Source organism: Achromobacter anxifer, assembly GCF_903652925.1.
Classification (GTDB): Bacteria; Pseudomonadota; Gammaproteobacteria; order Burkholderiales; family Burkholderiaceae_B; genus Achromobacter; species Achromobacter anxifer.
In genome coordinates this window covers 137,497-159,757 of the sequence record NZ_CAHLAR010000008.1, presented here as the reverse complement: position 1 = coordinate 159,757, position 22,261 = coordinate 137,497, and the positions used below count along the sequence as shown (strand labels likewise).

At 67.0% G+C, this 22,261-nt stretch carries 26 protein-coding genes; 2 read left to right on the top strand and 24 right to left on the bottom strand.

The window, feature by feature from the left end:
- Positions 1-54 precede the first annotated feature (54 nt).
- The 13 genes from fliR to fliF all read right to left on the bottom strand — a co-directional run bounded on the left by fliR (position 55) and on the right by fliF (position 11,384).
- Positions 55-843, bottom strand: a complete 789-nt coding sequence (fliR, locus tag HWY37_RS24025) for a flagellar biosynthetic protein FliR (protein ID WP_175208387.1) — start codon at positions 841-843, stop codon at positions 55-57.
- 37 nt (positions 844-880) lie between these two features.
- On the bottom strand, positions 881-1,150 hold the full coding sequence (gene fliQ / locus HWY37_RS24020; protein ID WP_175208386.1) for a flagellar biosynthesis protein FliQ: 270 nt from the start codon (positions 1,148-1,150) through the stop codon (positions 881-883).
- A gap of 19 nt (positions 1,151-1,169) precedes the next feature.
- Positions 1,170-1,961 (bottom strand): flagellar type III secretion system pore protein FliP, encoded by a 792-nt coding sequence (gene fliP / locus HWY37_RS24015; RefSeq protein WP_175208385.1) that lies wholly within the window; start codon positions 1,959-1,961, stop codon positions 1,170-1,172.
- Between the two features lie 27 nt (positions 1,962-1,988).
- A complete protein-coding gene (gene fliO, locus HWY37_RS24010) occupies positions 1,989-2,312 on the bottom strand; it encodes a flagellar biosynthetic protein FliO (protein WP_175208384.1) in 324 nt (107 codons plus the stop codon).
- Positions 2,313-2,322: 10 nt separating this feature from the next.
- On the bottom strand, positions 2,323-2,859 hold the full coding sequence (gene fliN, locus HWY37_RS24005) for a flagellar motor switch protein FliN (RefSeq protein WP_176090010.1): 537 nt from the start codon (positions 2,857-2,859) through the stop codon (positions 2,323-2,325).
- Positions 2,852-3,859 carry a flagellar motor switch protein FliM gene (gene fliM / locus HWY37_RS24000; protein WP_175208382.1) on the bottom strand — a complete coding sequence of 336 codons (1,008 nt, stop codon included), beginning with the start codon at positions 3,857-3,859 and terminating at the stop codon, positions 2,852-2,854. Before fliM ends, fliN begins: the two co-directional genes overlap by 8 nt.
- Before the next feature lie 2 nt (positions 3,860-3,861).
- Positions 3,862-4,485: a flagellar basal body-associated protein FliL gene (gene fliL, locus HWY37_RS23995; RefSeq protein ID WP_175208381.1), complete on the bottom strand. Its 624-nt coding sequence runs from the start codon at positions 4,483-4,485 to the stop codon at positions 3,862-3,864.
- A 168-nt stretch (positions 4,486-4,653) separates the two neighbouring features.
- Positions 4,654-6,033, bottom strand: coding sequence for a flagellar hook-length control protein FliK (locus HWY37_RS23990; RefSeq protein ID WP_176090009.1), 1,380 nt, complete (start codon positions 6,031-6,033; stop codon positions 4,654-4,656).
- Between the two features lie 24 nt (positions 6,034-6,057).
- Positions 6,058-6,507, bottom strand: a complete 450-nt coding sequence (fliJ, locus tag HWY37_RS23985; protein WP_175208379.1) for a flagellar export protein FliJ — start codon at positions 6,505-6,507, stop codon at positions 6,058-6,060.
- Complete coding sequence (fliI, locus tag HWY37_RS23980; RefSeq protein WP_175208378.1) at positions 6,500-7,990, bottom strand: flagellar protein export ATPase FliI; 1,491 nt, start codon at positions 7,988-7,990, stop codon at positions 6,500-6,502. The genes fliJ and fliI overlap by 8 nt, the downstream gene beginning before the upstream one ends.
- On the bottom strand, positions 7,987-8,730 hold the full coding sequence (fliH, locus tag HWY37_RS23975) for a flagellar assembly protein FliH (protein WP_176090008.1): 744 nt from the start codon (positions 8,728-8,730) through the stop codon (positions 7,987-7,989). The genes fliI and fliH overlap by 4 nt, the downstream gene beginning before the upstream one ends.
- Positions 8,723-9,733 (bottom strand): flagellar motor switch protein FliG, encoded by a 1,011-nt coding sequence (gene fliG / locus HWY37_RS23970; protein WP_175208376.1) that lies wholly within the window; start codon positions 9,731-9,733, stop codon positions 8,723-8,725. Before fliG ends, fliH begins: the two co-directional genes overlap by 8 nt.
- On the bottom strand, positions 9,723-11,384 hold the full coding sequence (gene fliF, locus HWY37_RS23965; protein WP_176090007.1) for a flagellar basal-body MS-ring/collar protein FliF: 1,662 nt from the start codon (positions 11,382-11,384) through the stop codon (positions 9,723-9,725). Before fliF ends, fliG begins: the two co-directional genes overlap by 11 nt.
- A gap of 330 nt (positions 11,385-11,714) precedes the next feature.
- Between fliF and fliE the strand changes: the two genes are divergently transcribed.
- The gene (gene fliE / locus HWY37_RS23960) at positions 11,715-12,047 is read left to right on the top strand and encodes a flagellar hook-basal body complex protein FliE (protein ID WP_175208374.1); all 333 of its coding nucleotides are present in this window, start codon (positions 11,715-11,717) and stop codon (positions 12,045-12,047) included.
- Positions 12,048-12,143: 96 nt separating this feature from the next.
- Here the strand turns inward: fliE and HWY37_RS23955 are convergent, their stop codons facing one another.
- From HWY37_RS23955 to HWY37_RS23925, 7 genes are all read right to left on the bottom strand, one after another.
- Positions 12,144-12,947 carry a flagellar brake protein gene (locus HWY37_RS23955; protein WP_176090006.1) on the bottom strand — a complete coding sequence of 268 codons (804 nt, stop codon included), beginning with the start codon at positions 12,945-12,947 and terminating at the stop codon, positions 12,144-12,146.
- Positions 12,948-12,971: 24 nt separating this feature from the next.
- The gene (locus HWY37_RS23950) at positions 12,972-13,289 is read right to left on the bottom strand and encodes an EscU/YscU/HrcU family type III secretion system export apparatus switch protein (RefSeq protein WP_175208372.1); all 318 of its coding nucleotides are present in this window, start codon (positions 13,287-13,289) and stop codon (positions 12,972-12,974) included.
- Positions 13,289-14,662, bottom strand: coding sequence for a flagellar hook-length control protein FliK (fliK, locus tag HWY37_RS23945; RefSeq protein WP_176090005.1), 1,374 nt, complete (start codon positions 14,660-14,662; stop codon positions 13,289-13,291). The genes HWY37_RS23950 and fliK overlap by 1 nt, the downstream gene beginning before the upstream one ends.
- Positions 14,659-15,012 (bottom strand): flagellar protein FliT, encoded by a 354-nt coding sequence (locus HWY37_RS23940; protein WP_175208370.1) that lies wholly within the window; start codon positions 15,010-15,012, stop codon positions 14,659-14,661. Before HWY37_RS23940 ends, fliK begins: the two co-directional genes overlap by 4 nt.
- Positions 15,013-15,061: 49 nt before the next feature.
- Positions 15,062-15,490, bottom strand: coding sequence for a flagellar export chaperone FliS (gene fliS, locus HWY37_RS23935; RefSeq protein ID WP_175208369.1), 429 nt, complete (start codon positions 15,488-15,490; stop codon positions 15,062-15,064).
- An 18-nt stretch (positions 15,491-15,508) separates the two neighbouring features.
- On the bottom strand, positions 15,509-16,882 hold the full coding sequence (fliD, locus tag HWY37_RS23930; protein WP_176090004.1) for a flagellar filament capping protein FliD: 1,374 nt from the start codon (positions 16,880-16,882) through the stop codon (positions 15,509-15,511).
- Positions 16,883-17,024: 142 nt separating this feature from the next.
- A complete protein-coding gene (locus tag HWY37_RS23925) occupies positions 17,025-17,402 on the bottom strand; it encodes a flagellar protein FlaG (RefSeq protein WP_176090003.1) in 378 nt (125 codons plus the stop codon).
- 142 nt (positions 17,403-17,544) lie between these two features.
- Here HWY37_RS23925 and HWY37_RS23920 point away from each other — a divergent pair, with 142 nt between their 5' ends.
- Complete coding sequence (locus HWY37_RS23920; protein ID WP_175208366.1) at positions 17,545-18,282, top strand: IclR family transcriptional regulator; 738 nt, start codon at positions 17,545-17,547, stop codon at positions 18,280-18,282.
- Positions 18,283-18,397: 115 nt separating this feature from the next.
- On the opposite strand, the gene HWY37_RS23915 is transcribed toward HWY37_RS23920, so the two are convergent.
- The 4 genes from HWY37_RS23915 to HWY37_RS23900 form a co-directional block, all read right to left on the bottom strand.
- On the bottom strand, positions 18,398-19,564 hold the full coding sequence (locus tag HWY37_RS23915; RefSeq protein WP_176090002.1) for an acyl-CoA dehydrogenase family protein: 1,167 nt from the start codon (positions 19,562-19,564) through the stop codon (positions 18,398-18,400).
- The gene (locus HWY37_RS23910) at positions 19,564-20,796 is read right to left on the bottom strand and encodes a CaiB/BaiF CoA transferase family protein (RefSeq protein ID WP_175208364.1); all 1,233 of its coding nucleotides are present in this window, start codon (positions 20,794-20,796) and stop codon (positions 19,564-19,566) included. The genes HWY37_RS23915 and HWY37_RS23910 overlap by 1 nt, the downstream gene beginning before the upstream one ends.
- The gene (locus tag HWY37_RS23905) at positions 20,793-21,764 is read right to left on the bottom strand and encodes a Bug family tripartite tricarboxylate transporter substrate binding protein (protein WP_176090001.1); all 972 of its coding nucleotides are present in this window, start codon (positions 21,762-21,764) and stop codon (positions 20,793-20,795) included. Before HWY37_RS23905 ends, HWY37_RS23910 begins: the two co-directional genes overlap by 4 nt.
- Positions 21,765-21,831: 67 nt before the next feature.
- Complete coding sequence (locus tag HWY37_RS23900; protein ID WP_175208362.1) at positions 21,832-22,248, bottom strand: cupin domain-containing protein; 417 nt, start codon at positions 22,246-22,248, stop codon at positions 21,832-21,834.
- Between the last annotated feature and the right edge of the window lie 13 nt (positions 22,249-22,261).

Below are 22,261 nucleotides of genomic sequence, written 5' to 3'. Positions count from 1 at the left end.
CCGGCGGCGCCTGGCCTGGGCGCGGAGCCAGCTGGGCTGGCGGAACCAGCGGGGCTAGCGCCCCGCGAGCGCGTCGGCGACGCGGCTCATCGCGTTCAGCCCCGATTCGAACAACGATTCCAGGAAGGGGCCGGCATGCGGCAGCACGACGGCCAGGATCGTTACGCCGATGATGAGCGTCACCGGAAAGCCGATCGAGAACACGGACAGCTGCTGGGCGGCGCGGTTCAGGATGCCCATGGCCAGGTTGATGGTCAGCAAGGCGCAGATCAGCGGCAGCGCCAGCAACAGGCCCGAGATGAATATGGTCTTGCCCCATTCCACCACCACGCCCCAGCCGTTCTGATGCAGCTGAATCATGGCGATGGGCAGCGTGTCGAAGGAGCGCACCAGCGCCGCCAGGACCAGCAGGTGGCCGTCCAGCGCCAGGAAGGTGAGCATCGCGATGATGTTGAACAGGCGCGACAGCACCGCGGTGTTGGCGCCCGAGCTGGGATCGAAAAAGGAAGCGAACGACAGGCCCATCTGCAGGCCCACGAATTCGCCCGCGGTCTGTACCGCGGCGAACACCAGGCGCATCGTGAAGCCCAGCGCGATGCCGATCAGCACCTGCTGCATCACCATCCACAGCCCGGCAAAGGATCCAGGCGCGATGGGAGGCATGGGGTCCAGGGCCGGACTGACGGCGACGGCCAGGACGAAAGCCAGGCCAACCTTGACCTTGACCGGGATCAGCGATTCGGAGAAGAGGGGGGCCGTGCCCACCAGCGCCAGGATGCGCACGAACGGCCAGAGGAACTGGCCGATCCAGCCGTTGAGCTGTTCGAGCGTGAAGGCGATCATGGGGAGGAAAGGTCCGGCGTCCGGCGGCGAAGGCCGCTCAGGACACCAGCATGGGGATCTGGCCGATCAGTTGCCGGATGTAGTCGACCATGACGCCGATGAGCCAGGGGCCGAGCAGCACCAGCACGCCGCACATGGCCAGCAGCTTCGGAATGAACGACAGCGTCATTTCGTTGATCTGCGTGGCGGCCTGGAAGATGCTGATGACCAGGCCGACCACCAGGGTGATGAGCAGCAGGGGGCCCGCCATCGCCAGCACGATCTTCATCGCCTGGTAGGTCATGGTCATGACGGTTTCGGCGGTCATGGCGATTCTCCTCCAGGCGTTATTGGTAGAAGCTCTGGGCCAGCGAGCCCATGAGCAGGTTCCAGCCGTCCGCCAGCACGAACAGCATCAGCTTGAAGGGCAGGGCCACTGTCACGGGCGGAACCATCATCATGCCCAACGCCATCAGCACGCTGGCGATCACCAGGTCGATGATGAGGAAGGGGATGAAGATGGTGAAGCCGATCTGGAACGCGGTCTTGAGTTCACTGGTAATGAAAGCCGGCACCAGGATGCGCAGCGGCACTTGCGAGGGGTCTTCCAGGGCCGGCTGCTTGGCCAGGTTGGCGAACAGCGACAGGTCGTTCTCGCGCGTCTGGTGCAACATGAAGGTGCGCAGCGGCGCGGCGGCCCGCTCGACCGCGGCCTCGAACTGGATCGAGCCCTCGGACAGCGGCTTGTAGGCGTCGGTGTAGATCTTGTCGAATACCGGCGACATCGTATAGAAGGTCAGGAACAGCGCCAGGCCGATCAGCACGTGGTTGGGCGGCGACATGGCCGTTCCCATGGCGCTGCGCAAGAGGCCCAGCACGATGATGATGCGGGTGAAGCCCGTCATCATCAGCAGCGCGGCGGGCAGGAACGACAGCGACGTCATCAGCAGCAGGGTCTGCATGCTGAGCGAATAGGTTTCGGAGCCGTTCGGTCCCGGGGTGGCGGTCAGCGCGGGCAGGGTGGCCTGGGCGACGACACCCGCGGGGAACAGGGCCAGTCCCAGCAGCGCGGCGGCGCCGAGCAGGTGCAGCGCGCCAGGCCGGGCGCGGGCGGATGTCGTGCTTGTAGGCAAACTCATGGGTGTCGCTTGGATGGCGCGGCAGCGCTAGCGGCGCTTGAGCGCCTGGCCCAGCTTGGCCGCGAAGGCGGCGGCGGGCAAGGTCGAAGCCTCCGGCAACTGGCCGGCGGGCAGGGTATGCAGGGTGTTGAGCTGGTTCGGGCCGACGCCCACCACCAGCCAGGTGTTCTCGACTTCCACCACGACGATGCTTTGGCGCGGACCGACCGGCAGGCTGGCAACCTGCCGCAGCAGATTGCCGCCGCCGCGCTGAGTCAGCCCGGCGCGGCGAGCCAGCCAGGCCGAGACCAGGATGGCGGCCAGGACCAGGATCAGGCCGACGATGACGCGCAGGAGGGCGGAATCGGTCATGACGCCAATATCAACGGCGATTGTTCAAGCGGTTGATCCGCTCGGACGGCGTGATGATGTCGGTCAGGCGGATGCCGTACTTGTCTTCGACCACCACGACTTCGCCCTGGGCGATCAGGTAGCCATTGACGAAGATGTCCATCGGTTCGCCCGCCAGGCCGTCCAGCTCGACCACGGAGCCCTGACCCAGTTGGAGCAGGTTCTTGATGGTCAGGCGGGTGCGGCCCAGTTCGACTGTCAATTGGACGGGTACGTCCATGATCAGGTCGATGTCCGCGCCGGCGCCGCCCGTGGCGCCAGCCAGCGGCTTGAACACGGATTGCGCCGCGGACTGCGCGGTTGCGGCGGCAGGCGCGGCCGCGGGAGCGCCTGCCGGCGTGGCAGGGGCTGCGGCGGCGGTCTGTTCCGCCATGGCGGCGGCCCAGTCGTCCTGGGGCTTCAGGCCGTCGGCCTGCGTGGGCGGATTGGCGCGGGATTGTTCGGCCAGCGCGTCGGCCCAGTCGTCGGCCGGGGACGAGCCGGTACCGGGCTCGTTCTTGTCAGTCATGGTCAGAGGCCTCGTTGGATTCTGTATCGTGGGTAAACATGTTTTGTACGCGCAGGGCGTACTGGCCATTGAAGACGCCGTAGCCGCATTCCATAAGCGGCACGCCATCGACGCTGGCGATTATGGTTTCGGGCACGGTCACGGGCAGGACGTCGCCTACCTTCAGGCGCATCAGCTCGCGGATCGACGAAGGGATGCGAGCGAACTCGGCCACCACGTCGATGTCGGCGCTGCGCACCTGGCGCGAGAGCTGCTGCGCCCAGCGCTGGTCCACTTCCTCGAGCGTGGTCTCCTGCAGGGGCCGCGTGAGCAGATCCCGCACCGGCTCGATCATGGAGTACGGCAGGCAGATGTTCAGGTCGCCGCCGGTCGCGCCGAATTCGATGTGGAAGGAGGTGACGACCACCACTTCGTTGTTGCCGGTGATGCTGGCGAACTTGGTGTGCATCTCCGAGCGCACGTACTCGAATTCGATCGGATAGACGGGGTCCCAGGATTTGCCGTAGCTTTCCAGGGTCAGGTTGAGCAGGCGCCGGATGATGCGCTGCTCGGTCGTGGTGAAGTCGCGGCCTTCGACGCGCGTGTGGTAGCGGCCATCGCCGCCGAACAGGCTGTCGATGACCAGGAACACCAGGTTCGGGTCATAGGTGAAGAGGGCGGTGCCGCGCAGGGGCTTCATCTGAATCATGTTCAGATTGCTGGGCACCGGCAGATTGCGTTCGAAATCCGCGTACTTCAGGATCTTGATCGAACCCACCGTGATGTCGGCGCTGCGGCGCATGAAGTTCAAGAGCACATGGCGCATCTGGCGCGCGAAACGCTCGTTGATCAGCTCCAGCGTCTGCATGCGGCGCCGCACGACGCGCTCCGGAGAGCTCAGGTCGTAGGCGCGCGCGCCGGCGTTCTGGCCCGCCGCTTCGGTTTTGCTGTCGCTTTCGCCAGTGACGCCGGCCAACAGCGCATCGACCTCGTCCTGGGAAAGAAATGCCTCGTAGGCCATGCTTATTGCACCACGAACGCCGTGAACAGTACGTCGGTGACATACTGGCCGTCCGGCAGGGGCGAGAACGGGCGATTGACGGCCTGCTTGATCGCGGCGGCCATGTCGGTCTTGCCTTGCTGCGTCTGCACGCCGGTGGGCGATTGCGACGACAGAATCATCAGGATGCGGCTGCGCACTTCAGGCATGTATTTTTCGAGCCGCGTGCGGGTCTGCTCGTCGCTCACGCGCAGGGTCAGGCCCACGTGCATGATGCGTTCCGTGTCCGCGTTCTGCAGCGTGACGGTGAAGGGTTCGATCGGCACGAAGATGGGAGCGGGCACGGCGACCGGGCCGGCGGGCGGCGCGACGAACGTGGCGGGGGTTGCCTGGGGGCCTTGTCCGGGCTGGCCAGGCTGACCCGGTTGGCCAGGCTGGCCGGCCGGCGTCTGGCCGACGCCGAGCTGCACGGTCGCGCTGGCTTGCGGCTGCATGCGTTGAGTGATGAACCAGGTTGCGCCGGCGCTGGCCGCGGCAACGATGAGCAGGACCAGGATCGCCAGCAACGGGCGGAGAATGCGGCCCATGCCGGAGCGGTTGGAGGCTGCGCCGCGCGCGGGCATGGGTGAAGGTTTGGAAGTCGCCATCTCGGTGTCGATGCGTGTTTTGCCGCTGATGAAAACGGGTTCTTAGTGGATGAAAGCATTCTGCCCCAAATGCCGCCGCCGCTTGGAGGCGAAAAACAGGGCGAAAGCCGCGTATCTCAGGCTATTGCTGCACCGCGCAGCCGGGGCCGCGAGCGGTGCGCAGGTTTGTCAGGCGAAGGTGTCCACGAGCGCGTTGGCATTGCGCGCGACCGTCACTGCTGCAGGCGCTTCGGCCAGGGTCTCGTTGCCGGACTGGCCGCCGCCGGACTGGCGCTGCGATCCGCCGCCGCCCTGTTGCGCGAACTCCTGCTGGGCGGCTTGTTCGCCCACGTTGGTCTGGCCCAGCGAGATGCCGGCCTGGGCTAGCGCCTGCTGCAATTGCGGGATCGCGTTTTCAATCGCCTGGCGCACCGAGGCGTGAGCCGAGACGAAGGACGCGCTGGCCACGCCTTCGGACAGGTTCAGGCTGACGCGCAGCGGACCCAGATCGGGAGGATCGAGGCGCAATTCCGCGGTCTGCATGCCCTGGCGGGCGCTGTGGCTCATCATGACGACCTGCTGGCCGAGCTCGGTACCCCAGTGCGTGCCGCCCACGGGGGTGGCGACCTGCATCACCAGCGGCACGGCGGGCGCGGCGATGGCCGCCGGGTTGGCGGCAGGCGCGACGACCTGACGCTGCGTCGCGGCGGCAAGCGCCTGGGCCAGGTGGTCTTGCGCGGAGGCGCCATGTTGCGGCGCCTGGAATTGTTGCGCGGCGTTGGCCAGCGTCTGGACCGATTCGTCGTCGGCGTGTTCCGGCAGCGCGGCGTGGCCGGCTTCGGCGCGGGCGTCGCGGGCGGGACGAGGCAACGGGGCGTCGACCGCCAGGCGCGGCGTTTCGGCCTTGGCCGGCGCGGCGGCGACGGGGGGCCGTTCCGGCACCTGCGTGGCGACGGGCGCGGTGCTGCCGGGTTTGGCTGCCGCGGTCACGACCGGCACGGCGATTTGCGCATCGCGGATGGCTTGCGCGGCGGCCGCTTCGGCTTGAGGCGCGGTGGTGGCGACAGCCGCGGCGCCTGCCTGCACCGTGGGCATCGCGTCCGCGGCATTCAGCGCGGCGGTCAGGACTGCCGCGCCGCTGCTCATCGCGGCGGCGGCTGCGGCCGCGTTGCCGCGCGCAAGCTGCACCTGCTCGGCGGCCTGGGCGGCGATTTCCAAGGCTTGCTGCGGCAACACGACGGCAGGCTGGGCGGCGGCGACCGCGAGTGCGCCGGCTTCCGCCTGCGTGGCCGTCTGCACGGCCGCATCGATGGCGCTGGCGGCGGCGTTTTCCGCGCGCGCGGCCGAGTCGCCGGAATTCTGGCCGCCCGACTGGGTCTTGGAGCCATTGCCGGCCGGCCGCGAGCCGGAGGCCTGGTCCGGGCGCTGTTGCGCGGGACGCTGCTGGGCCAGCACGTCGGAGAAGGTGGGGCCCTTCTTGTTGGCGGGCGCGGACTTGGCGCCCAGGGCGTCGGCGGCCGGCGTGGGCACGACAGGCGCGATCGAGGGCAGGGGCAGGGGAGCGTTCATCTGGGGCTTCCTGTGAGGTATTGCTTAATGCATGCCTGCCTGGCGTTGGACCAGGCGGGCGGAGTATTCGTCGTTGGCGCGCTGTTCGCGGCGGGATTCCACCACGGCCTGGGCACGCAGTTCACGCTGCGCCAGCGCGTCGTAGGAGTTGAGCTTGCGCTTTTCCTGCTGCCAGTAGAGCCGGCCTTTCGCCAGGTTGTCGTCGGCTTGGCGCAACACACCTTGCTGCTGGCTGATGGCGTCGTCGAGCGTGCTGATGAAGCGCTGGTAGTTGTGGCAGTCGCTGGCCGACATGCCGGTGGTCATCGCCTGCTGCAGCCGTTCCAGGTAGTCCTGGCGGTAATCCTGCAGCATGCCCAGCTGGCGTTCGGCATTGGTGCGTTCGGCGCTGAGCCTGCCGAGCAGGCGGGCGGCTTCGTCCGTGCTCTCCTTGGCCAGGTTGATCAGCATGTCCAGGGGCAATTGGCTAGGCATAAGCGTCTCTCAATTCGAAACTGGCGCGCAGCTGGTTGACGGCGGCTTCGTAGCCGACGTTCTCGCCGATGTCCTGCTGCAGGAATGCTTCCAGGCGCGGGTAGCGGGCGATGGCGTCGTCCAACTGCGGATCGTTGCCGGCGGCGTAGGCGCCCACGGCGATCAGGTCGCGGTTGCGCTGGTAGCGCGACAGGCTTTGCTTGAAGCGGCGGACCACGGCGAACTGCTCGGGCGTGATCAACGAGGTCATGGCGCGCGAGATCGACGCTTCGATGTCGATGGCGGGGTAGTGGCCCGCTTCGGCCAGGTGGCGCGACAGGACGACGTGGCCGTCCAGGATGGCGCGGGCCGAGTCGGCAATCGGATCCTGCTGGTCGTCGCCTTCCGCCAGCACGGTGTAGAACGCGGTGATCGAGCCGGCCTTGCCGGACGGTCCGGGCGCGCCCATGCCTGCTCGTTCGACCAGCATCGGCAGCTTGGCGAAGACCGAGGGCGGATAGCCCTTGGTGGCTGGCGGTTCGCCGATGGCGAGCGCGATTTCGCGCTGGGCCATGGCGTAGCGCGTCAGCGAGTCCATGATGAGCAGCACGTCCAGACCCTGGTCGCGGAAGTGCTCGGCCAGGCGCGTGGCGTAGGCGGCGCCCTGCAGGCGCAGCAAGGCGGAAACGTCGGCCGGGGCGGCTACCACGACCGAACGCGCCAGGCCTTCCGGGCCGAGGTTGTGCTCGATGAATTCCTTGACTTCCCGGCCCCGTTCGCCGATCAGGCCGACGACGATGACGTCGGCCTTGGTGTAGCGGGCCATCATGCCCAGCAGCACGCTCTTGCCGACGCCGGAACCGGCGAACAGCCCCATGCGCTGGCCGCGGCCCACGGTGAGCAGGCCGTTGATGGCGCGCACGCCCGTGTCCAGCACGGTGTCGATCGGCGCGCGCGACAGGGGATTGATGGGCTGGGCGGACAGGGGAGCGAGTTCGGCGCCCGTGAGCGGACCCAATCCGTCCAGGGGGCGGCCGGCGCCGTCCAGGACCCGGCCGAGCAGGGCGTTGCCCACCGGCAGGTGACGGCCCAGCTGCGGCTTGGCGTTGCCGTTCAGTTCGGCCTTGCGGGGTAGTGGGATCTGGCGCTGGACTGGCGGTTCGCCGGGCACGACGCGCGCGCCGGGCGGCAGGCCGGAAATGTCGGCCTGTGGCATCAGATACAGAGTGTGGCCGTCGAAGCCCACGACTTCGGCGTCGGCCCAATGGTCGTGGCCGCGCGCGATCTCGATGCGGGCGGCGGCCCCCACCGGCAGGCGCAGGCCGGTCGCGTGCAGCACCAACCCGGTGGCGCGCGTGATCTTGCCGCTGACCAGCCAGGGGTCGGTCGAGGCGGCGCGGATCGAGCCGATCTGCAGCTGGGTTTGCCAGCGGTCGATGACCGGCACGGCGGCGGCGGGCGCGGCCGCTTGGCCGGGCTGCGCGGGAGCCGGATTGGCGCTCACGCCGGATCCTCCCAGGAGACGTTGCGGCCCAGCGAGGCCGCGACCCGGCGCCAGCGCGTCTGCAGGGTGGCGTCGATGTCGCCGTAGGGCGTTTCGGCGCGGCAACCGCCGCGCGCGATGGATTCGTCGGCCAGGACGCGCCAGTGGCCTTCCTTGAGTTCATCCGCCAGGTGCAGGCGGATCAGCTCGATGTCCTCGGGATTGGCCCACAGGCGCATCTGGCCGCCGGCGGTCGGATTGATGTGCAGAACTTCGCGCACGGCGCTGACCACGGTGTCCGGCTGTTCCGCGAGGGTGGTGCGCACGACCTGCTGGGCGATGTCCAGAGCCAGGGTCAGCAGGCCCTGGCCCATTTTTTCTTCGAGCGAGCCCAGGGACGCCGCGCAGGCCTCGACCAGGGTACGCAGGCGCTGCGCTTCCTGCGCGCCTTGCTCGCGGGCCTGGGCCAGGCCTTCGGCGTAGCCTTGCTCGCGGCCAGCCGCCAGGCCGGCTTCGTAGCCGGCTTGGCGGCCCGCTTCCAGGCCATCCGCATGGCCCAGGGCGTGGCCTTCCTCGCGGCCTTCGGCCAGCGCCTGGGCGCGCAGCTGGGCCATCACCACTTCGGGGTCGGGACCAGGATCGGGTTCGGGTTCCGGCTCGGGTTCGACGTGCGCGGGCTCGTCGAACGACAGCATCTGCCAGCGGCGCCAGGCGGCGCTGCGCGAGATGAGCGTCGTCGCGCCGCTGTCCACGTCAGACATACGTGTCGTCTCCCTGGTTGCCCAGGACGATCTGGCCGCTCTCGGCCAGGCGGCGGGCGATCTGCAGGATCTTCTTCTGTTCGGTCTCGACCTTGGACATGCGGATCGGGCCTTGCGCGTCCAGGTCTTCGCGCAGCATTTCGGCGGCGCGGCTGGACATGTTGCGCAGGAACTTGGCGCGCAGCTCTTCGGGCGCGCCCTTGAGCGCGACCATGAGCGTGTCGTTGTCGATTTCCTTGAGGATGAGCTGGATGGCGCGATCCTCGACGTCGAGCAGGTTGTCGAAGACGAACATCTCGTCGATGATCTTCTGCGCCAGATCGTTGTCGCGTTCGCGCAGGCTGGCGACGACGGTTTCTTCCTGGACCGAGTTCATCATGTTCAGGATCTCGGCCGCGGTGCGCACGCCGCCCATCTTGCTGCGCTTGGCGCCCTGGCCGGCCAGCACGGAATTCAGCACTTCCGTCAGTTCGGACAGCGCCGCCGGCTGCACGCCGCCGAAGGTGGCGATGCGCAGCATGACGTCGTTGCGCAGGCGGTCGGTGAGCAGCGCCAGCACGCCGGCCGCGCGGTCGCGCTCCAGGTGCACCAGGATGGTCGCGATGATCTGCGGGTGCTCGTCGCCGATCAGCTCGGCCACGGTGTTCGGATCCAGCCAGTTCAGCGCGTCGATGCCGCTGCCGCCTTCGCCGGCTTCCAGGATGTCCTCGATCAGGCCGGCGGCGCGGTCGCTGCCCAGGGCCTTGGTCAGCACGCTGCGGATGTAGTCGTCCGAGCCCAGCGTGACGGCCATGAACTGGTCGGCTTCCTGGCGGAACTCTTCCAGCACCACGGCGACGTCGCTGCGCGTGACCTGCTTCAGGCTGGCCATGGCGGCGCCCACTTGCTGGACTTCACGGGCGCTGAGGTACTTGAAGACCTCGGCCGCGGCGTCTTCGCCCAGCGACATCATCAGGACGGCGCTGCGCGTCATGCCGTCCAGCGGAGTGGAATCATTTTTCATCTTTGTTCATCCAAGTGCGCAGCACCATTGCGACGGCGCGCGGATCCTTGCTGGCCATGGTGCGGGCGCGTTCCAGATTGTCCTGGTAGCGGTCCACTTCCTTGGCGCGGGCCACGTCCTGGGCTTCACGCGCAGCCTCCAGGCGATCGGCTTCGGCTTGTTCCGGATCGACCGGCGGGTACAGGTAGTCGCCCACCGTGCGGCGCAGGACGCGGTACAGCCACAGCGCCAGCACGCCACCGACCAACCAGGCCAGGATCGTCTTGAACAGTGAGATCATTTCCGGATCGCGCCACATCGGCACCGGCGGCGGGCCGTCGTTGAACTGGCTGTTGACCAGGTTGAGCGAGTCGCCGCGGTTCTCGGAGTAGCCCATGGCTTCGCGGACCAGGTTGGTCAGCTTGTTCAGTTCCTCGGGCGGCAGCGGTTGCAGTTCGCCGTCCTTGTCGCGCATGTAGTTGACGACCACCGCCACCGACAGGCGCTTGAGGTTGCCCACCGGCTGCTTGATGTGGCTGATGGTGCGGTCCACTTCATAGTTGGTGGTGGCGTCGCGGCGTTCGTTCAGGTTGCCGGTGACCGCTTGCGTGCCGGTCTGCTGCTGGCCGGCGGCGGGCTGTTGCGGCTGGCCGGGGCGGGGCGGCTGGGGTTGCGGCGGATTGGCGATGGGCGCCTGGGGATTGGCCGGCGCCTGGTTGGACAGCGCGCCCGGCACGCCCTGCGCGGGATTGACGCCGCGCTGGGTCGAGTCGCTGGTCTGCTGGCTGCGTACGGCAGCCTGGCCGGGTTCCTGGTTCGGGCGGTAGACCTCGGACGTTTCCTCGCGGCGGGCGAAGTCGACGTCGGCGCTGGCCTGGGCGTGGACGTTGCCCGGACCCACCAGCGGATTGAGGATGGTGAGGATGCGTTCGACCGTGCGCTGTTCCATTTCGCGCACGAAGCGCATCTGGTCGGCGTCCATGCCGCGGCCTTCGCCCAGCGGCGCCGACAACAGGCGGCCGTTCTGGTCGACGATGGAGACGTTTTCGGCGGTAAGTTCGGGGACGCTGGAAGCCACCAGCCACGAAATCGCCGAGACCTGGGCGTCGCTCAGGCTGCGGCCCGGGTGCAGGTTCAGCAGCACGGAGGCGGTGGGCGCCTGGCGTTCACGCACGAACAGCGACTGGCGCGGCATGGCCAGGTGCACGCGGGCGTGCTGCACGGTGTGCATGGCTTCGATCGAGCGCGCCAGCTCGCCTTCCAGGCCGCGCTGGTAGTTGATCTGTTCCGTGAACTGGCTGGCGCCGAAGCGGGCGTTGTCCATCAGCTCGAAGCCGACGGAGCCGCCGCGTGGCAAGCCCTGGGAGGCCAGCTGCAGGCGTGCGTCGTAGACGCGGTCGGACGGAACCAGCAGGGCAGTGCCGTTCTCGTTATAGCGGTAGGGCACGTTCATCGTCCCCAGCGCGGCCACGATGGCGCCGCCATCCCTGTCGTCCAGGTTCGAGAACAGCACCTTGTACTTGGGCTCGCTGCTCCACATCGCCACGGCGACGATGGCCGCGACCAGGGCGGCGGCCGCTCCCAGCAGAATGGGCTTGGGCAGCGCGCGCACCTTCTCCAGCACGGGGAATCTCGTCAACAGCGACGAACTCAGGGTGGCCTGCTGGTTCATCGGCGGCCCCCGCTGGCCACGCGGAGCTGGGAATGGGACTTCATGTCTGGGTAGGGCAGATTACACATGCAACGTGCTTCTGGTCTGGGGAGAGCGTGGATTATTGCCCCTGAGACGTCCATCCCAATCGTTGAAAACAGCCGGTTTTTGGCGTTACTTATCTCCTATGTCCGCGACAGGCGGCGGGGAGCGGGCGCAACCTGGCGGAGAGGCTGGCGCATTCGCGGAAATGTCGGGTGTTTTGGCGGTTCTTGTCGGCTATGGATTGCCGCCATCGGCGTTACGCTGTGCGCAACTTAGGCGTAATCCCCACCAGCAAGGAATCAGGTAATGGCTGTATCAGGCTTGTCCGGCATCGAAAGCATGCTCCAGCAGATGCGCACGGTCGTGAGCAAGGCGGAGACCGGTAACCTCGGCGCGGGTGAAATGGTCGGCCAGCCGGACGGCTTTGCAGCCGAGCTGCAGCGCTCCATCCGCCGCGTGACGTCGGCTCAGAACGCCGCCACGGCCCAGGCCAAGGCCTTTGAACTGGGCGCGCCGGACATCTCACTCAATGACGTCATCATCGACATGCAGAAGGCCAGCATCGGCTTCCAGACGGCAGTGCAGGTCCGCAACAAGCTGGTTGCGGCCTACAAGGAAATTTCCTCGATGTCCGTGTGATTTCCGATCCTGGGCGGGCGCGCTAGTCTCGCCCGGGATAATCCAGGCCCCGGGCCTGGAGATGGGGGCTCGTCTTTCATGCCCCTCGAAAAAACATCAATTGCGTTGCGCGCCTTTCTCCAGGCGCCACACCACCTGTTGCAGCCAGTTCTCCTGGCGCGCATCCAGATTCAGGAAAATCGCCCCCAGGTGGCTTACCGGCGGTTCGCCGGTAAGCGATACGTGCTTGGGCTCCGGTTCGTCCGGGCTGGACGCCTGAATCATGGGCTGCCCCGAGATCGGGTACACATTGCGTACTTCCAGGCTGGCGTTGATCTTGCCGAGATCGCCGAAATCCAGTTGCACGTTTTCCATGACCGCGCCGCGTTCCGGCAGGGCGGGCACCGCCAGCCCGGCGCGCAGGCCCACGCCGTCCACCGAGATGTCGCGCACCGTGAAGCTGTAGGGCTTGTCCAGGGGCGAGGCCTGCCAGCTCGCGCGGCATTGGTTGGCGGCAGCGATCAGCGAGGCGCGGAACATCTTGCGGCGCTGGATGCGGGCAAGGCGCTCCGGGAACGGCGACACCAGCGCGGCGCTGCCGTCGTCGAAATGAATGATGTGGGGCCGCTGCACGCGGAAGCGGATCTGCACGCCGCCATAGGCGGTGGCATGGAAGTGGAAAGTGGTGCCGCTCAGCAAGCCCATGGAGTCGGATTGCTCGAAGTCCGCGCCGGCGTAGTCGCGCGGCCTCCAGAAGAATTCGCCGGCCTGCTTGTCCACGCCCAGGATCAGCACGGCCATCTCGCGGTCCGCGGCGTCGCGCACCAGGATGTGGCTGTCGGGGTGGGTCAGCTCGAACAGGGCTGAGCGCATGTCTTCAGGCCGGGTCAGCAGGAACTCCGGGTCGCTGGCATCCAACACGTTGGTCGTCCTCAGGTAATAGGGTCAGGCGGGCGGAGCGGGTTCGGGGAACTCGCGCGATTCCAGGCGGTAGAGCCAGGCCAGCAATTCTGCCACCGCTACATAGAGTTGGGGAGGAATATGTGCGTCCAGGTCCACTTGCATGAGCAAGCCGACCAGTTCGCGCGACTCGTGCACGTAAAGGCCGTTCTCCTGCGCGGCGCGGACGATGGTGTCCGCGAGCTGGCCATAGCCCTTGGCGACGACGCGCGGAGCGCCGTCTTTTTCTTCGTAGGAAATGGCGACCGCCGCGTTGCGGTTGGCGTTCGGGGACGTTTCCGGGGTGGGGGCAGGGCGGCTCATCAGATATCGGCCGGGAAGTCGGGGCGTGGTTCGACCACGTTCACCGACAGGTTGCTCAGGGTCAGGCCCGCCGCCAGCAGGCGCGAGCGCAGCGCGTCCGAGGAATCATTCAGTTCCGTCGCGCTGTGCGGGGCGATCAGCTGCAGGACGATTTGGTCGCCGGCGAGGTTCAGCCGCGCGTCGACCAGGCCCAGGCGGGGCAGGTCCAGCTTCAGGCGCGTGGCCCAGGTGGGAAGCGCGGAATCAGGATCGCCACCGTAGGGGTCGCGCTCGACTTCCCATTCCATGGGCGTGCCTGGCCACGCTTCGCCCTGCCAGGTCAGCGCCTGGTTGGCCAGCACGTCCAGCTGCTGGCGGACCAGTACGGTCAGGTCCTGGTGAATGCCGCTAATCTGGCCGCCGGCTGGCGACGAACCGGAAGCGCCGGGACTGCTGGGCGCGGCGTCGGCGCCTGCGCGGGTGGTCGCGGATGCGTCGGCCCGGGCGCGCGCGGGCGCGGCGTCCTGCGCGGACGGGTTCTTGCTCAGCAAGGCTTGCGGTTCATTGCGTAATTGCTGCGGGGTGGTCCTTCCGAAGACCATGTCGGTCAGATGGGACTCATAGAACAGGCCGCTGCCTTGCAGCGCCTGGCGCAGGGCTTGCGCCAGCACGCGCGCGGAAGGTGCGCCGGCGCTCAAGGCGGCGTGTGCCGCGGCGTCGGGGCCCTTGGCACCGCCTGTGTTTTCGGCATGTCCGGCGGGTCGATCAGCCTTGGCGCTCCCATCCGTCTTATCGGCGTCCAGGGCCGCGGCGAGCGAGGCGGCCACGGCCGGCGATTGCTGCGCGGACGCGGGGACGCCGGGTTGTGCAGCGGCCTGGCCTGGCGTCGCGGTGGCGGCTTGACCCGTCGTTTGCGCGGGAGGCTGGCCCGGTTGTGCCGGGAGGGACTGGCCAGGCGAGGCGCCCGGCTGGTCGGCGGACGTGTTGGCAGCCCACAGCGGCGCGCGTCCCTGGACGGCAGGCGCCGCCTCCGGGAACTGCGCCAGCAAAGCCAGGATGGTGCGCGCGGTCGTGCCCAGCGTGGTCGGCGCCGAGGCCGTGGTGTCGCTGCTGGTGACCAGGCCGCGGGCGGCCAGCGCCAATGCGGCCGCGGTTTTGGGGTCGACGACAGTATTCTGGCGGTCGCCGCGGGCGCCGCCAGTCTGTATGCCTTGCCGAGGGTCGCGGGCCGATCCGTCCGAGGCGCCGGGTTTCTCCGGACTGCCTGGCTGGCTGACCGCGTCGGGCCGGGCGCCGGAAACCTGATTGGCGCTGGCGGCGGACATCGTCGTGCCCAGCACGGCGTCCAGCCGCTGCACCAGGACGTTGCCAAGTGCGGCGGGACCTACGCTCATTCTTCAGGCGCCTGGTAGCCGTACGCGGACAGCAGCGTCTGCTGGCGCTTCATGCGTCCCAGCAATTCGCCCAGGCGCGCCAGCTGCGGCAGCGCCAGGTCGCGGGTCAGGGCGTCGTTTTCGAGGATGCGCACGAGCAGGTCGTATTTCATGGCGCGGCCGGCATCATCCAGCGGCGCCACTTTTTCGGTCTGGCGCAGGCGTTCCACCAGTTCGCAGTATTGCTGTCCATGGACCATCGCTCCATCCCAGTCGCCGGCCTGCGCGGCCGCTAGCATTTCTCCCGTGATGAGAGCGATCTCCTGGTAATGCTCCAGGATGGGGGAGGTGTACTGAGTCGTGGACGTCATGGAAATCTCGGGCGTTCGATTGCTGGACGGTGCGTATGTCGTCGTGCCGTCAAGGTTGTACGCCCCCGGCAGGGCGATCAATGGATGTCTGCCAGGCCTCGGCCAGATCAGCCAACAGGCGATCGGCCGTTTCAAGCGATTCCGCGTCTGCTTTCAGGTTTGCCATCAGCAGCGTGCGAACGATGTAGTCGTACAGGCGCGCGAGGTTGGCGGCGATTTCGCCGCCCGCCTCCATGTTCAGTCCGGTCTTCAGGCCTTCGTCGACGATCTTGATGGCCTTCGAGATGGCAGCGCCGCGCTCAGTGATTCTGCCTTCCTGGAGGTGAAGGCGAGCCTGTCCGATTGCCGCCCGGGCGCCCATGTAGAGCAGCGAGATCAGCCTTTCCGGGCTGGCGCCCAGGATCTGTGTTTCCAGGCCTATCTCGGCGTAGGAACGCACGGAATAGGAGCCGGTCGGGCGGCGGGCGGCGTAAGTCATCAGTACATCTTCTATAAATTATTTCGATTTGGTCATGGCCGCGAACTGTTGGGTCAGGTAGTTGGCCGTGACCGTCTGTTGCGATACGAATTTGTCCAAAGCGACGAATTGGGCGCGCATGGCGGCCATGGATGCCGCGCTGGTAGCCTTGGCGCGTTCCAATTGATCCTTCACGTCCTTGATGGACGCGTTCAGCCCATCCTGGCTGGTCTTGATGGAACCCTCGGTGCCCAGGGCTGCCTTGGTGGCGGCGTCGAACTTGGCGGCCAGACCGTCGGCCGAGGTCATGAGGCGCTTGACGTCGGCGGGATTGGCGGCCAGCGCCTTGTCCAGTTCCTTTTGGTCCAGCTTCAGTTGGCCCGTCTTGGGATCCATGGCGATGCCGAGATCAGCCAGGGAGCGCACCGAGCCTTCCTGGGTAAAGACCTGCAAAGCGCCGGACATCGCGGACTGGATGCCGCGCGTCGTGCTGTCGCCAGTCAGGGCCTGGTTGGTTTGGGCGGAGATGTCGAAGGCAGTCAGTTTCGTGATCGTGCCTTGCAGCGCGTTGTAGGCATTGACAAAATCCTGCACCGCCTTGCTTGCGACAGTGGTGTCGCTTTGCAGTTTCAGGGTGACGGGCTTGTTGACGTCGGTCTTGGCGGTGAGGTTGAGCGTGACGCCATCGATGGCGCTGGAAATGCTGTTGCTGCCGCTCTTGATGGTGATCCCGTTGACCTCGACTTCCGCATCGGTGGCGGCGGTCTGCTGAGTCAGCTGCGATCCGCTAGCTGAGTTGTAGCTGAGGATGTTCTGGAGTTCGGGGGTGCCAGTGACGGTAATGGACTTCACCGACGCCTGCACGCCCGTATTCTTCGCGCTCAGCATCAGGTAGCTGCCAGAGTCATTGGTGATGATGGTCGCGCGCACGGCGGCCTTGTCGTCGCCGTTGATGGCCTTTGCGATGCCGTTCAGCGAAGTGTCGTCCTTCAGGTCGACGGTGTACTTCGTGCCGTCGGTGAGTTCGATTTCAAACGAGCCGGTGGCGCCATTGGAGGCCTTGCGATCGGCGACGAGGCCGGATTGCAGGGTCTGCGCGGTAGCCACGTTTTTCACGTTGATCGCGTACTCGCCCATCGTGGCGCCATCTGCACCGATCGTCGCGGTCAGTCCGTCGCCGATCACGGTGGGTTTCACTGCGTCCAGCGTCGACGATTTGCCCAGCGCGGCCGCGGCTTTCTGCAGGGCCTCGACTGCGCTCTGAATCTGGCCAAAGGCGCTTACACGGGCTTCGTAGCTGGCTTGGCGATTGCTGTACAGGCTGAGTTTCTTGTCCTCGGCCGCCTGGAGGTCCGTCAGGATCTTTTCAAGGGGCAAGCCGGTGGTCGAGCCGAGGTTGGTGATAGAAGCCATATGAAATTCCTTCCTAGCGATGCGATTCTGTCAAAAATTCGATGCCGGCGATTGGCCGGGTTAGGGCATAAGGCAGGCCTAATTCGGCGCTTCCATGGTCGGTGACGTTGAGGCGGGGATCCGCGTCAATTCTGGGGCCGGATCAAGCGGAGGTCTTGATGCCGTTGCCTTGCATGTTCACAATCATTTTTGCGATTTTCAGTAGTGTTTCGCTGGGGATAGTGCGAATGACGTCACCTGACTTCGCGTCCACCACCGAGACCACGACCTGGTGCACGTTGGGATCTATTTCGAACTTCAACTGCGTGGACCAGGCCTTCATCTGGTCGTTGATCTCGTCCAGTGCCTTGTCCAGGGGAAGTTTCTGCGAATCGGATTGATCCGACGTCGCGCTGTCCGAAGCCCCGCTGTTCGTTGCGGCAGCGGTGGGCACTACGCTCACGGCGGGGTCCGGCGCGACCGGCGCGGCCGGGACCGGCGCTGGTGCAAACGATGCGGGGGCTAGGGGGGTTACGGCCATGATCACTCCAACGGCGATGTGGGCGTCTCGGAGGAACGCGCTGTTTTCAGGGAATTCTCAGCTACGATTACGGCAGGCCGCCAGGGAACTTTAGCCACCTGCGAGCCAGATGTTTCACGTGCTAAATGGTCAGGATTGGGCAATGAGTGTCAAGACGGCGCTGCGAGTTATCGAAATCATCGAAACCTATGCCCGCGAAAAGCGCGCGCTGCCGCTGTCGGAACTGGCCCGCTTGCTGGATGTGCCGGTATCGAGCTGCCTGGCCCTGATCCGTACCCTGACCGGCCTGGGCTATCTCTATGAAACGGGGCGGCGCCAGGGCTACTACCCGACCGGCAGGCTCCTGGCCATGGCGCAGCGCATCGCGCGCGCCGACCCGGTGCTGGACCGGGTCTATCCCAGCCTGACCGAATTAAGGGACGCCACCCGCGAAACAATCGTTTTCGCCAAACTGAGCCAGGACGGGCGGGTGGTCTACCTGGACGTGCTGGATTCGCCACATACGATCAGATACGCGCCTGTTGCAGGTGAATTCAAAGACGTACACGCGAATTCGCTCGGCAAGGCGCTGTTGTCGCTATTGGATGAGACGGCGCGCGATGCCTTGCTCGCCGCCATGCCCATGACCCGCCACAACGAGCGCACCCTGGTCACGCGCGAGGCGCTGCTGGCCGACCTGGAGCTGTCGCGCCAGCGCGGTTGGTTCATGAACAGCGGCGAGTCGATTCCGGACGTGGGCGCCATCGCCTGGCCGGTCACGCTGTCCGGCGAACACTACGCCATTTCGGTGGGCGGTCCGATCTACCGGATCGAGCCGCAGCAGGAAGCCTATGCCCGCATCCTGCGGGCGGCATGCACCGCGCTGGAACAACAGGCCTGACACGCAGGCCTGGCAAGCGGGCTGGACGCTCTGGCTGGGCAACAGGGCCTCAAGAACGGCCCTGAAACAGCAGCCTTAAAAGGCAGCCCCGAAAAGCCGCCCGCCCCGGCGGCGCTCAATAGGACTTGGGCAGCCCCAGCACCTTTTCCGCGATGAAGCACATGATCAGCTGCGGGCTGACCGGGGCGATGCGCGGGATGAAGCTTTCGCGCAGCAGCCGTTCCACGTGGTATTCCTTGGCATAGCCCATGCCGCCCAGGGTCATGACCGCGGTCTGGCAGGCGTTGTAGCCGGCTTCGGCCGCCAGGTATTTGGCGGAATTGGCGTAGGGGCCGCAGGGTTGGCCGGCGTCATACAGGCTGGCTGCCTTGAACACCATCAGATCGGCGGCTTCCAGTTGCATCCAGGCCTGCGCCAGCGGATGCTGGATGCCCTGGTTCTGGCCTATCGGGCGGCCGAACACGGTGCGCTCGCCGGCATACTTGACGGCGCGGTCCAGCGCGGCGCGGCCGATGCCCACGGCTTCCGCCGCGATCAGGATGCGTTCGGGATTCAGGCCGTGCAGGATGTATTCGAAACCCCGGCCTTCCTCGCCGATGCGGTCGGCCACGGGAATGCGCAGGCCATCGATGAACAGCATGTTCGAGTCCACCGCCTTGCGGCCCATTTTCTCGATCTCGCGCACTTCTATCTTGCCGCGGTCCAGGTCTGTATAGAAAAGCGACAGGCCCTGGGTGGGCTTTTCCACCTCGGACAGCGGGGTGGTGCGGGCCAGCAGCAGCATCTTGTGAGCGACCTGGGCGGTCGAGATCCAGATCTTGCGGCCATGCACGACGTATTCGTCGCCCTGGCGCACGGCGCGGGTGCTGAGCTTGGTGGTATCCAGCCCGGCGTCGGGCTCGGTCACCGCGAAGCAGGCCTTCTCGCGGCCCGCGATCAGCGGCTCCAGCCAGCGGCGGCGCTGCTCGTCGCTGCCGAACACCACCACGGGGTTCAGGCCGAAGATGTTCATATGGACGGCCGAGGCGCCGGTGAAGCCCGCGCCCGAAGCCGCGATGGTCTGCATCATCAGCGCCGCCTCGGTCATGCCCAGGCCGGCACCGCCATATTCTTGCGGCATGGCGATGCCCAGCCAGCCGTTGCGCGCCAGGTCGGCATGCAGCGGTTCCGGGAAGCCGCCTTCGCGGTCGCGTTCCAGCCAGTATTCGTCCGGATAGCGCTGGCAAATGCGGGACACGGCGTCGCGCAACGCCAATTGGTCAGGGGTGAATTCGAAGTCCATCAGTCGTTTCCATCGAGGGTGATGCCGCGGGCCGCCAGGGCGTCGATCCGGGCGCGGTCGTAGCCGGCTTCCGCCAGCACTTCGCGGCTGTGCTCGCCCAGCCTGGGGGCGGGCCGGCGCAGCGAGGTGGGGGTGCTTTCGTATCTGCCCAGCGGCGCCGTGGTGCGGATCGGGCCTTCGCTGGGGTGATCCACGGCCTGGATGAAGCCCGTCGCGGCCAGGTGTTCATCCTGCAGCAGGCTGTCCACCGTGTAGAGCGGCGAGGCCGGAATGTCCGCCCGCGCCAAGCCGTTCAGCCACTCCTGGCTGGTTCGGGTGGCGATGACGTCGGCGACAAAGGCGTAAACCTCGCCGATGCGGGCGGCGCGGGCGCCGTGTGTGCTGAAGCGCGGGTCCTGCGACAGCTCGGGCTGGCCGATCAGGTCGAAGAAGTTGCGCCAATGCTTGTCGTTGTAGATCAGCAGACAGATATAGCCGTCGGACGTGGCATAGGGCCGGCGGTGCGGCGCCAGCAGGCGGGCGTAACCGGTGGGGCCCAGCGGCGGCTCGAAGGTCGAGCCGCCCAGGTGGTCTCCCAGCACCAGATGGGCCATGCCTTCGAACATGGGGATTTCCACCTGCTGGCCTTGCCCCGTGCTGCGGGCATGCAGCACGGCGGACAGCAGCGCGATGCCCACGTGCAGCCCGACGGCCCGGTCGGCCAGGGTCAGCGGCGCATAGCGCGGCACGTCGCCGCTTTGTTGCGCGGAGAGCGCGGCGATGCCGGTCTGGCCCTGGATCAGGTCGTCGTAGGCGGGGCGGCCCGCATAGGGGCCGGCCTCGCCGTAGCCATAGGCTCCCAGATAGACGATGCGCGGATTGCGCGCCGCCACCGCCTCATGGGACAGCCCCAGCCTGGCCATGGCCTGGGGGCGGATGTTGTAGAGCAGGGCGTCGCAGCTTTCGGTCAGCTTCAGGCAGGCCTCCAGGCCTTCGGGCGTCTTCAGGTCCAGCACGACCGAGCGCTTGTTGCGGTTCAGGTGCAGATAGATATGGCCCATGCCGGGGTTGCGCATGGGGCCGACGGCCCGCATGTTGTCGCCCGCCGGCGGCTCCACCTTGATGACGTCGGCGCCCAGGTCGGCCAGGACCTGGGTGGCATAGGGGCCCATCACCACCGTGCTCAGGTCCAAAATGCGCACGCCCGCCAGCGGGCCGGCGGCGGGCGTTGCGGATTGCGGCTGTCCGGTCATTGCTGTTCGATCCCCGCGTCGCGGATCAGCTTGCCCCACAGGTCCAGCTGGGCGCCGACGAATTGGGCGAACGCGTCGGGCGTGCTGGAGAAGGCGTCGAAACCCAGCCCGGCCAGCCGTTTCTGCACGTCGGGCTTGGCCACCACCTGATTGATCGCGGCATTCAGCTTGGCCACGATTTCGGGCGGCATGCCGGCGGGGCCGAAGTAGCCGTTCCAGGAGTTCAGGTCGAAATCCTGCACGCCGGACTCCGCCATGGAGGGCAGGTCCGGGACGATGGCGCTGCGTTCGGCGGTGGATACGGCCAGGGCGCGCAACTGGCCCGATTGCACGAAGGGCAGGCCGGACGCCAGGTCGGTGAACATGAAATCGACCTGGCCGCCGACCACGTCGGTCAGGCCCTGCGGCGTGCCTTTGTAAGGCACGTGCAGGATGTCGATGTTGGCGCGGTTGGCCAGGGTGGCGCCGGCGACGATGCCGGTGCTGTTGCCGCTGGCGTAGGTGATGCGGCCGGGATGCTGGCGCGCGTCGGCGACCAGTTCGCTCACGGACTTCCACGGCCGCTTCGGATTCACGACCAGGATGAAGGGCAGGTTGCCGCCGCGGGCGATGGGCGTGAAATCCTTGACCGGATCGTAGGGCACGCTCTTCATCAGCCAGGGGGCGGCCGAATGCGAGGTATTGGTGGTGACGAACAGGGTGTAGCCGTCCGGCTTGGCGCGCGCCACGTAGTTGGCCGCGATGGTGGCGTTGGCGCCGGGCTTGTTCTCGACGACGACCTGCTGGCCCAGGATGGTGGCCAGTTCGGCGCCGAAGATCCGGCCCACGGCGTCGGTGCCGGATCCGGCGGGGAACGGGACGACCAGGGTAATGGGCTTGGTCGGGTAGTCGGCGGCATGCGCGGCCGGCGCGGCGATCAGGGCTGCGCAACTGGCCAGGGCGGCGCCCAGCAGGCTTAGGGATTTCATGGGTTTGTCTCCTGTGTGCTTCGGATTCAGGCGCGGTTTCTGCGTCCGCTGCCCGAGGCTGCGCCGCTCAGGCGGCGGAGGGTGGCGCCGGAAAACCGCGAATGACGCGGTCGGGGGATTCCTCGTAGGGAGGCGTATAGATCACCAGCAGGCGGGCGGGCTCGTCGCTGGTGACGGTGAAGACGTGCGGCACGTCCGGGGGGAAGTAGCAGCAGTCTCCGGGGCCCATGTCGGCCCATTCGTCCTGCACCTGGGCACGCGCCGTGCCCGACAGCAGGTAGCAGACCTGTTCGATGCCGGGATGGGCGTGCGGCAGGGCGCCCTTGCCCTTGTCGATCACGCCCAGCAGCACTTCCACGCCGCGGGCGCCCACGGTGCCGGGACCGATCAGGCGCCGATTGAGCGTTCCGGTGTGGTTTGCAGGGTGGTAGCCGGGCACGTCGGCCTCGCGCACCAGCCAGAATGGGGTCTTGCCTTGCGTCATAGGTGGTCCAATA

Excerpts from the sequence above, each read along its gene's own strand:
- fliO (WP_175208384.1), bottom strand. The coding sequence starts at position 2,312 with ATGACCGATTCCGCCCTCCTGCGCGTCATCGTCGGCCTGATCCTGGTC.
- HWY37_RS23940 (WP_175208370.1), bottom strand. The coding sequence starts at position 15,012 with ATGACGTCCACGACTCAGTACACCTCCCCCATCCTGGAGCATTACCAG.
- fliG (WP_175208376.1), bottom strand. The coding sequence starts at position 9,733 with ATGAAAAATGATTCCACTCCGCTGGACGGCATGACGCGCAGCGCCGTC.
- HWY37_RS23915 (WP_176090002.1), bottom strand. The coding sequence starts at position 19,564 with ATGGACTTCGAATTCACCCCTGACCAATTGGCGTTGCGCGACGCCGTG.
- fliS (WP_175208369.1), bottom strand. The coding sequence starts at position 15,490 with ATGACTTACGCCGCCCGCCGCCCGACCGGCTCCTATTCCGTGCGTTCC.
- fliN (WP_176090010.1), bottom strand. The coding sequence starts at position 2,859 with ATGACTGACAAGAACGAGCCCGGTACCGGCTCGTCCCCGGCCGACGAC.
- fliF (WP_176090007.1), bottom strand. The coding sequence starts at position 11,384 with ATGAACCAGCAGGCCACCCTGAGTTCGTCGCTGTTGACGAGATTCCCC.
- HWY37_RS23990 (WP_176090009.1), bottom strand. The coding sequence starts at position 6,033 with ATGAACGCTCCCCTGCCCCTGCCCTCGATCGCGCCTGTCGTGCCCACG.
- HWY37_RS23950 (WP_175208372.1), bottom strand. The coding sequence starts at position 13,289 with ATGAGCCGCCCTGCCCCCACCCCGGAAACGTCCCCGAACGCCAACCGC.
- HWY37_RS23905 (WP_176090001.1), bottom strand. The coding sequence starts at position 21,764 with ATGAAATCCCTAAGCCTGCTGGGCGCCGCCCTGGCCAGTTGCGCAGCC.
- fliJ (WP_175208379.1), bottom strand. The coding sequence starts at position 6,507 with ATGCCTAGCCAATTGCCCCTGGACATGCTGATCAACCTGGCCAAGGAG.
- fliR (WP_175208387.1), bottom strand. The coding sequence starts at position 843 with ATGATCGCCTTCACGCTCGAACAGCTCAACGGCTGGATCGGCCAGTTC.
- fliE (WP_175208374.1), top strand. The coding sequence starts at position 11,715 with ATGGCTGTATCAGGCTTGTCCGGCATCGAAAGCATGCTCCAGCAGATG.
- fliM (WP_175208382.1), bottom strand. The coding sequence starts at position 3,859 with ATGGCCTACGAGGCATTTCTTTCCCAGGACGAGGTCGATGCGCTGTTG.
- fliK (WP_176090005.1), bottom strand. The coding sequence starts at position 14,662 with ATGAGCGTAGGTCCCGCCGCACTTGGCAACGTCCTGGTGCAGCGGCTG.
- fliH (WP_176090008.1), bottom strand. The coding sequence starts at position 8,730 with ATGTCTGACGTGGACAGCGGCGCGACGACGCTCATCTCGCGCAGCGCC.
- HWY37_RS23920 (WP_175208366.1), top strand. The coding sequence starts at position 17,545 with ATGAGTGTCAAGACGGCGCTGCGAGTTATCGAAATCATCGAAACCTAT.
- fliD (WP_176090004.1), bottom strand. The coding sequence starts at position 16,882 with ATGGCTTCTATCACCAACCTCGGCTCGACCACCGGCTTGCCCCTTGAA.
- fliL (WP_175208381.1), bottom strand. The coding sequence starts at position 4,485 with ATGGCGACTTCCAAACCTTCACCCATGCCCGCGCGCGGCGCAGCCTCC.
- fliQ (WP_175208386.1), bottom strand. The coding sequence starts at position 1,150 with ATGACCGCCGAAACCGTCATGACCATGACCTACCAGGCGATGAAGATC.
- HWY37_RS23910 (WP_175208364.1), bottom strand. The coding sequence starts at position 20,796 with ATGACCGGACAGCCGCAATCCGCAACGCCCGCCGCCGGCCCGCTGGCG.
- fliP (WP_175208385.1), bottom strand. The coding sequence starts at position 1,961 with ATGAGTTTGCCTACAAGCACGACATCCGCCCGCGCCCGGCCTGGCGCG.
- HWY37_RS23925 (WP_176090003.1), bottom strand. The coding sequence starts at position 17,402 with ATGGCCGTAACCCCCCTAGCCCCCGCATCGTTTGCACCAGCGCCGGTC.
- HWY37_RS23900 (WP_175208362.1), bottom strand. The coding sequence starts at position 22,248 with ATGACGCAAGGCAAGACCCCATTCTGGCTGGTGCGCGAGGCCGACGTG.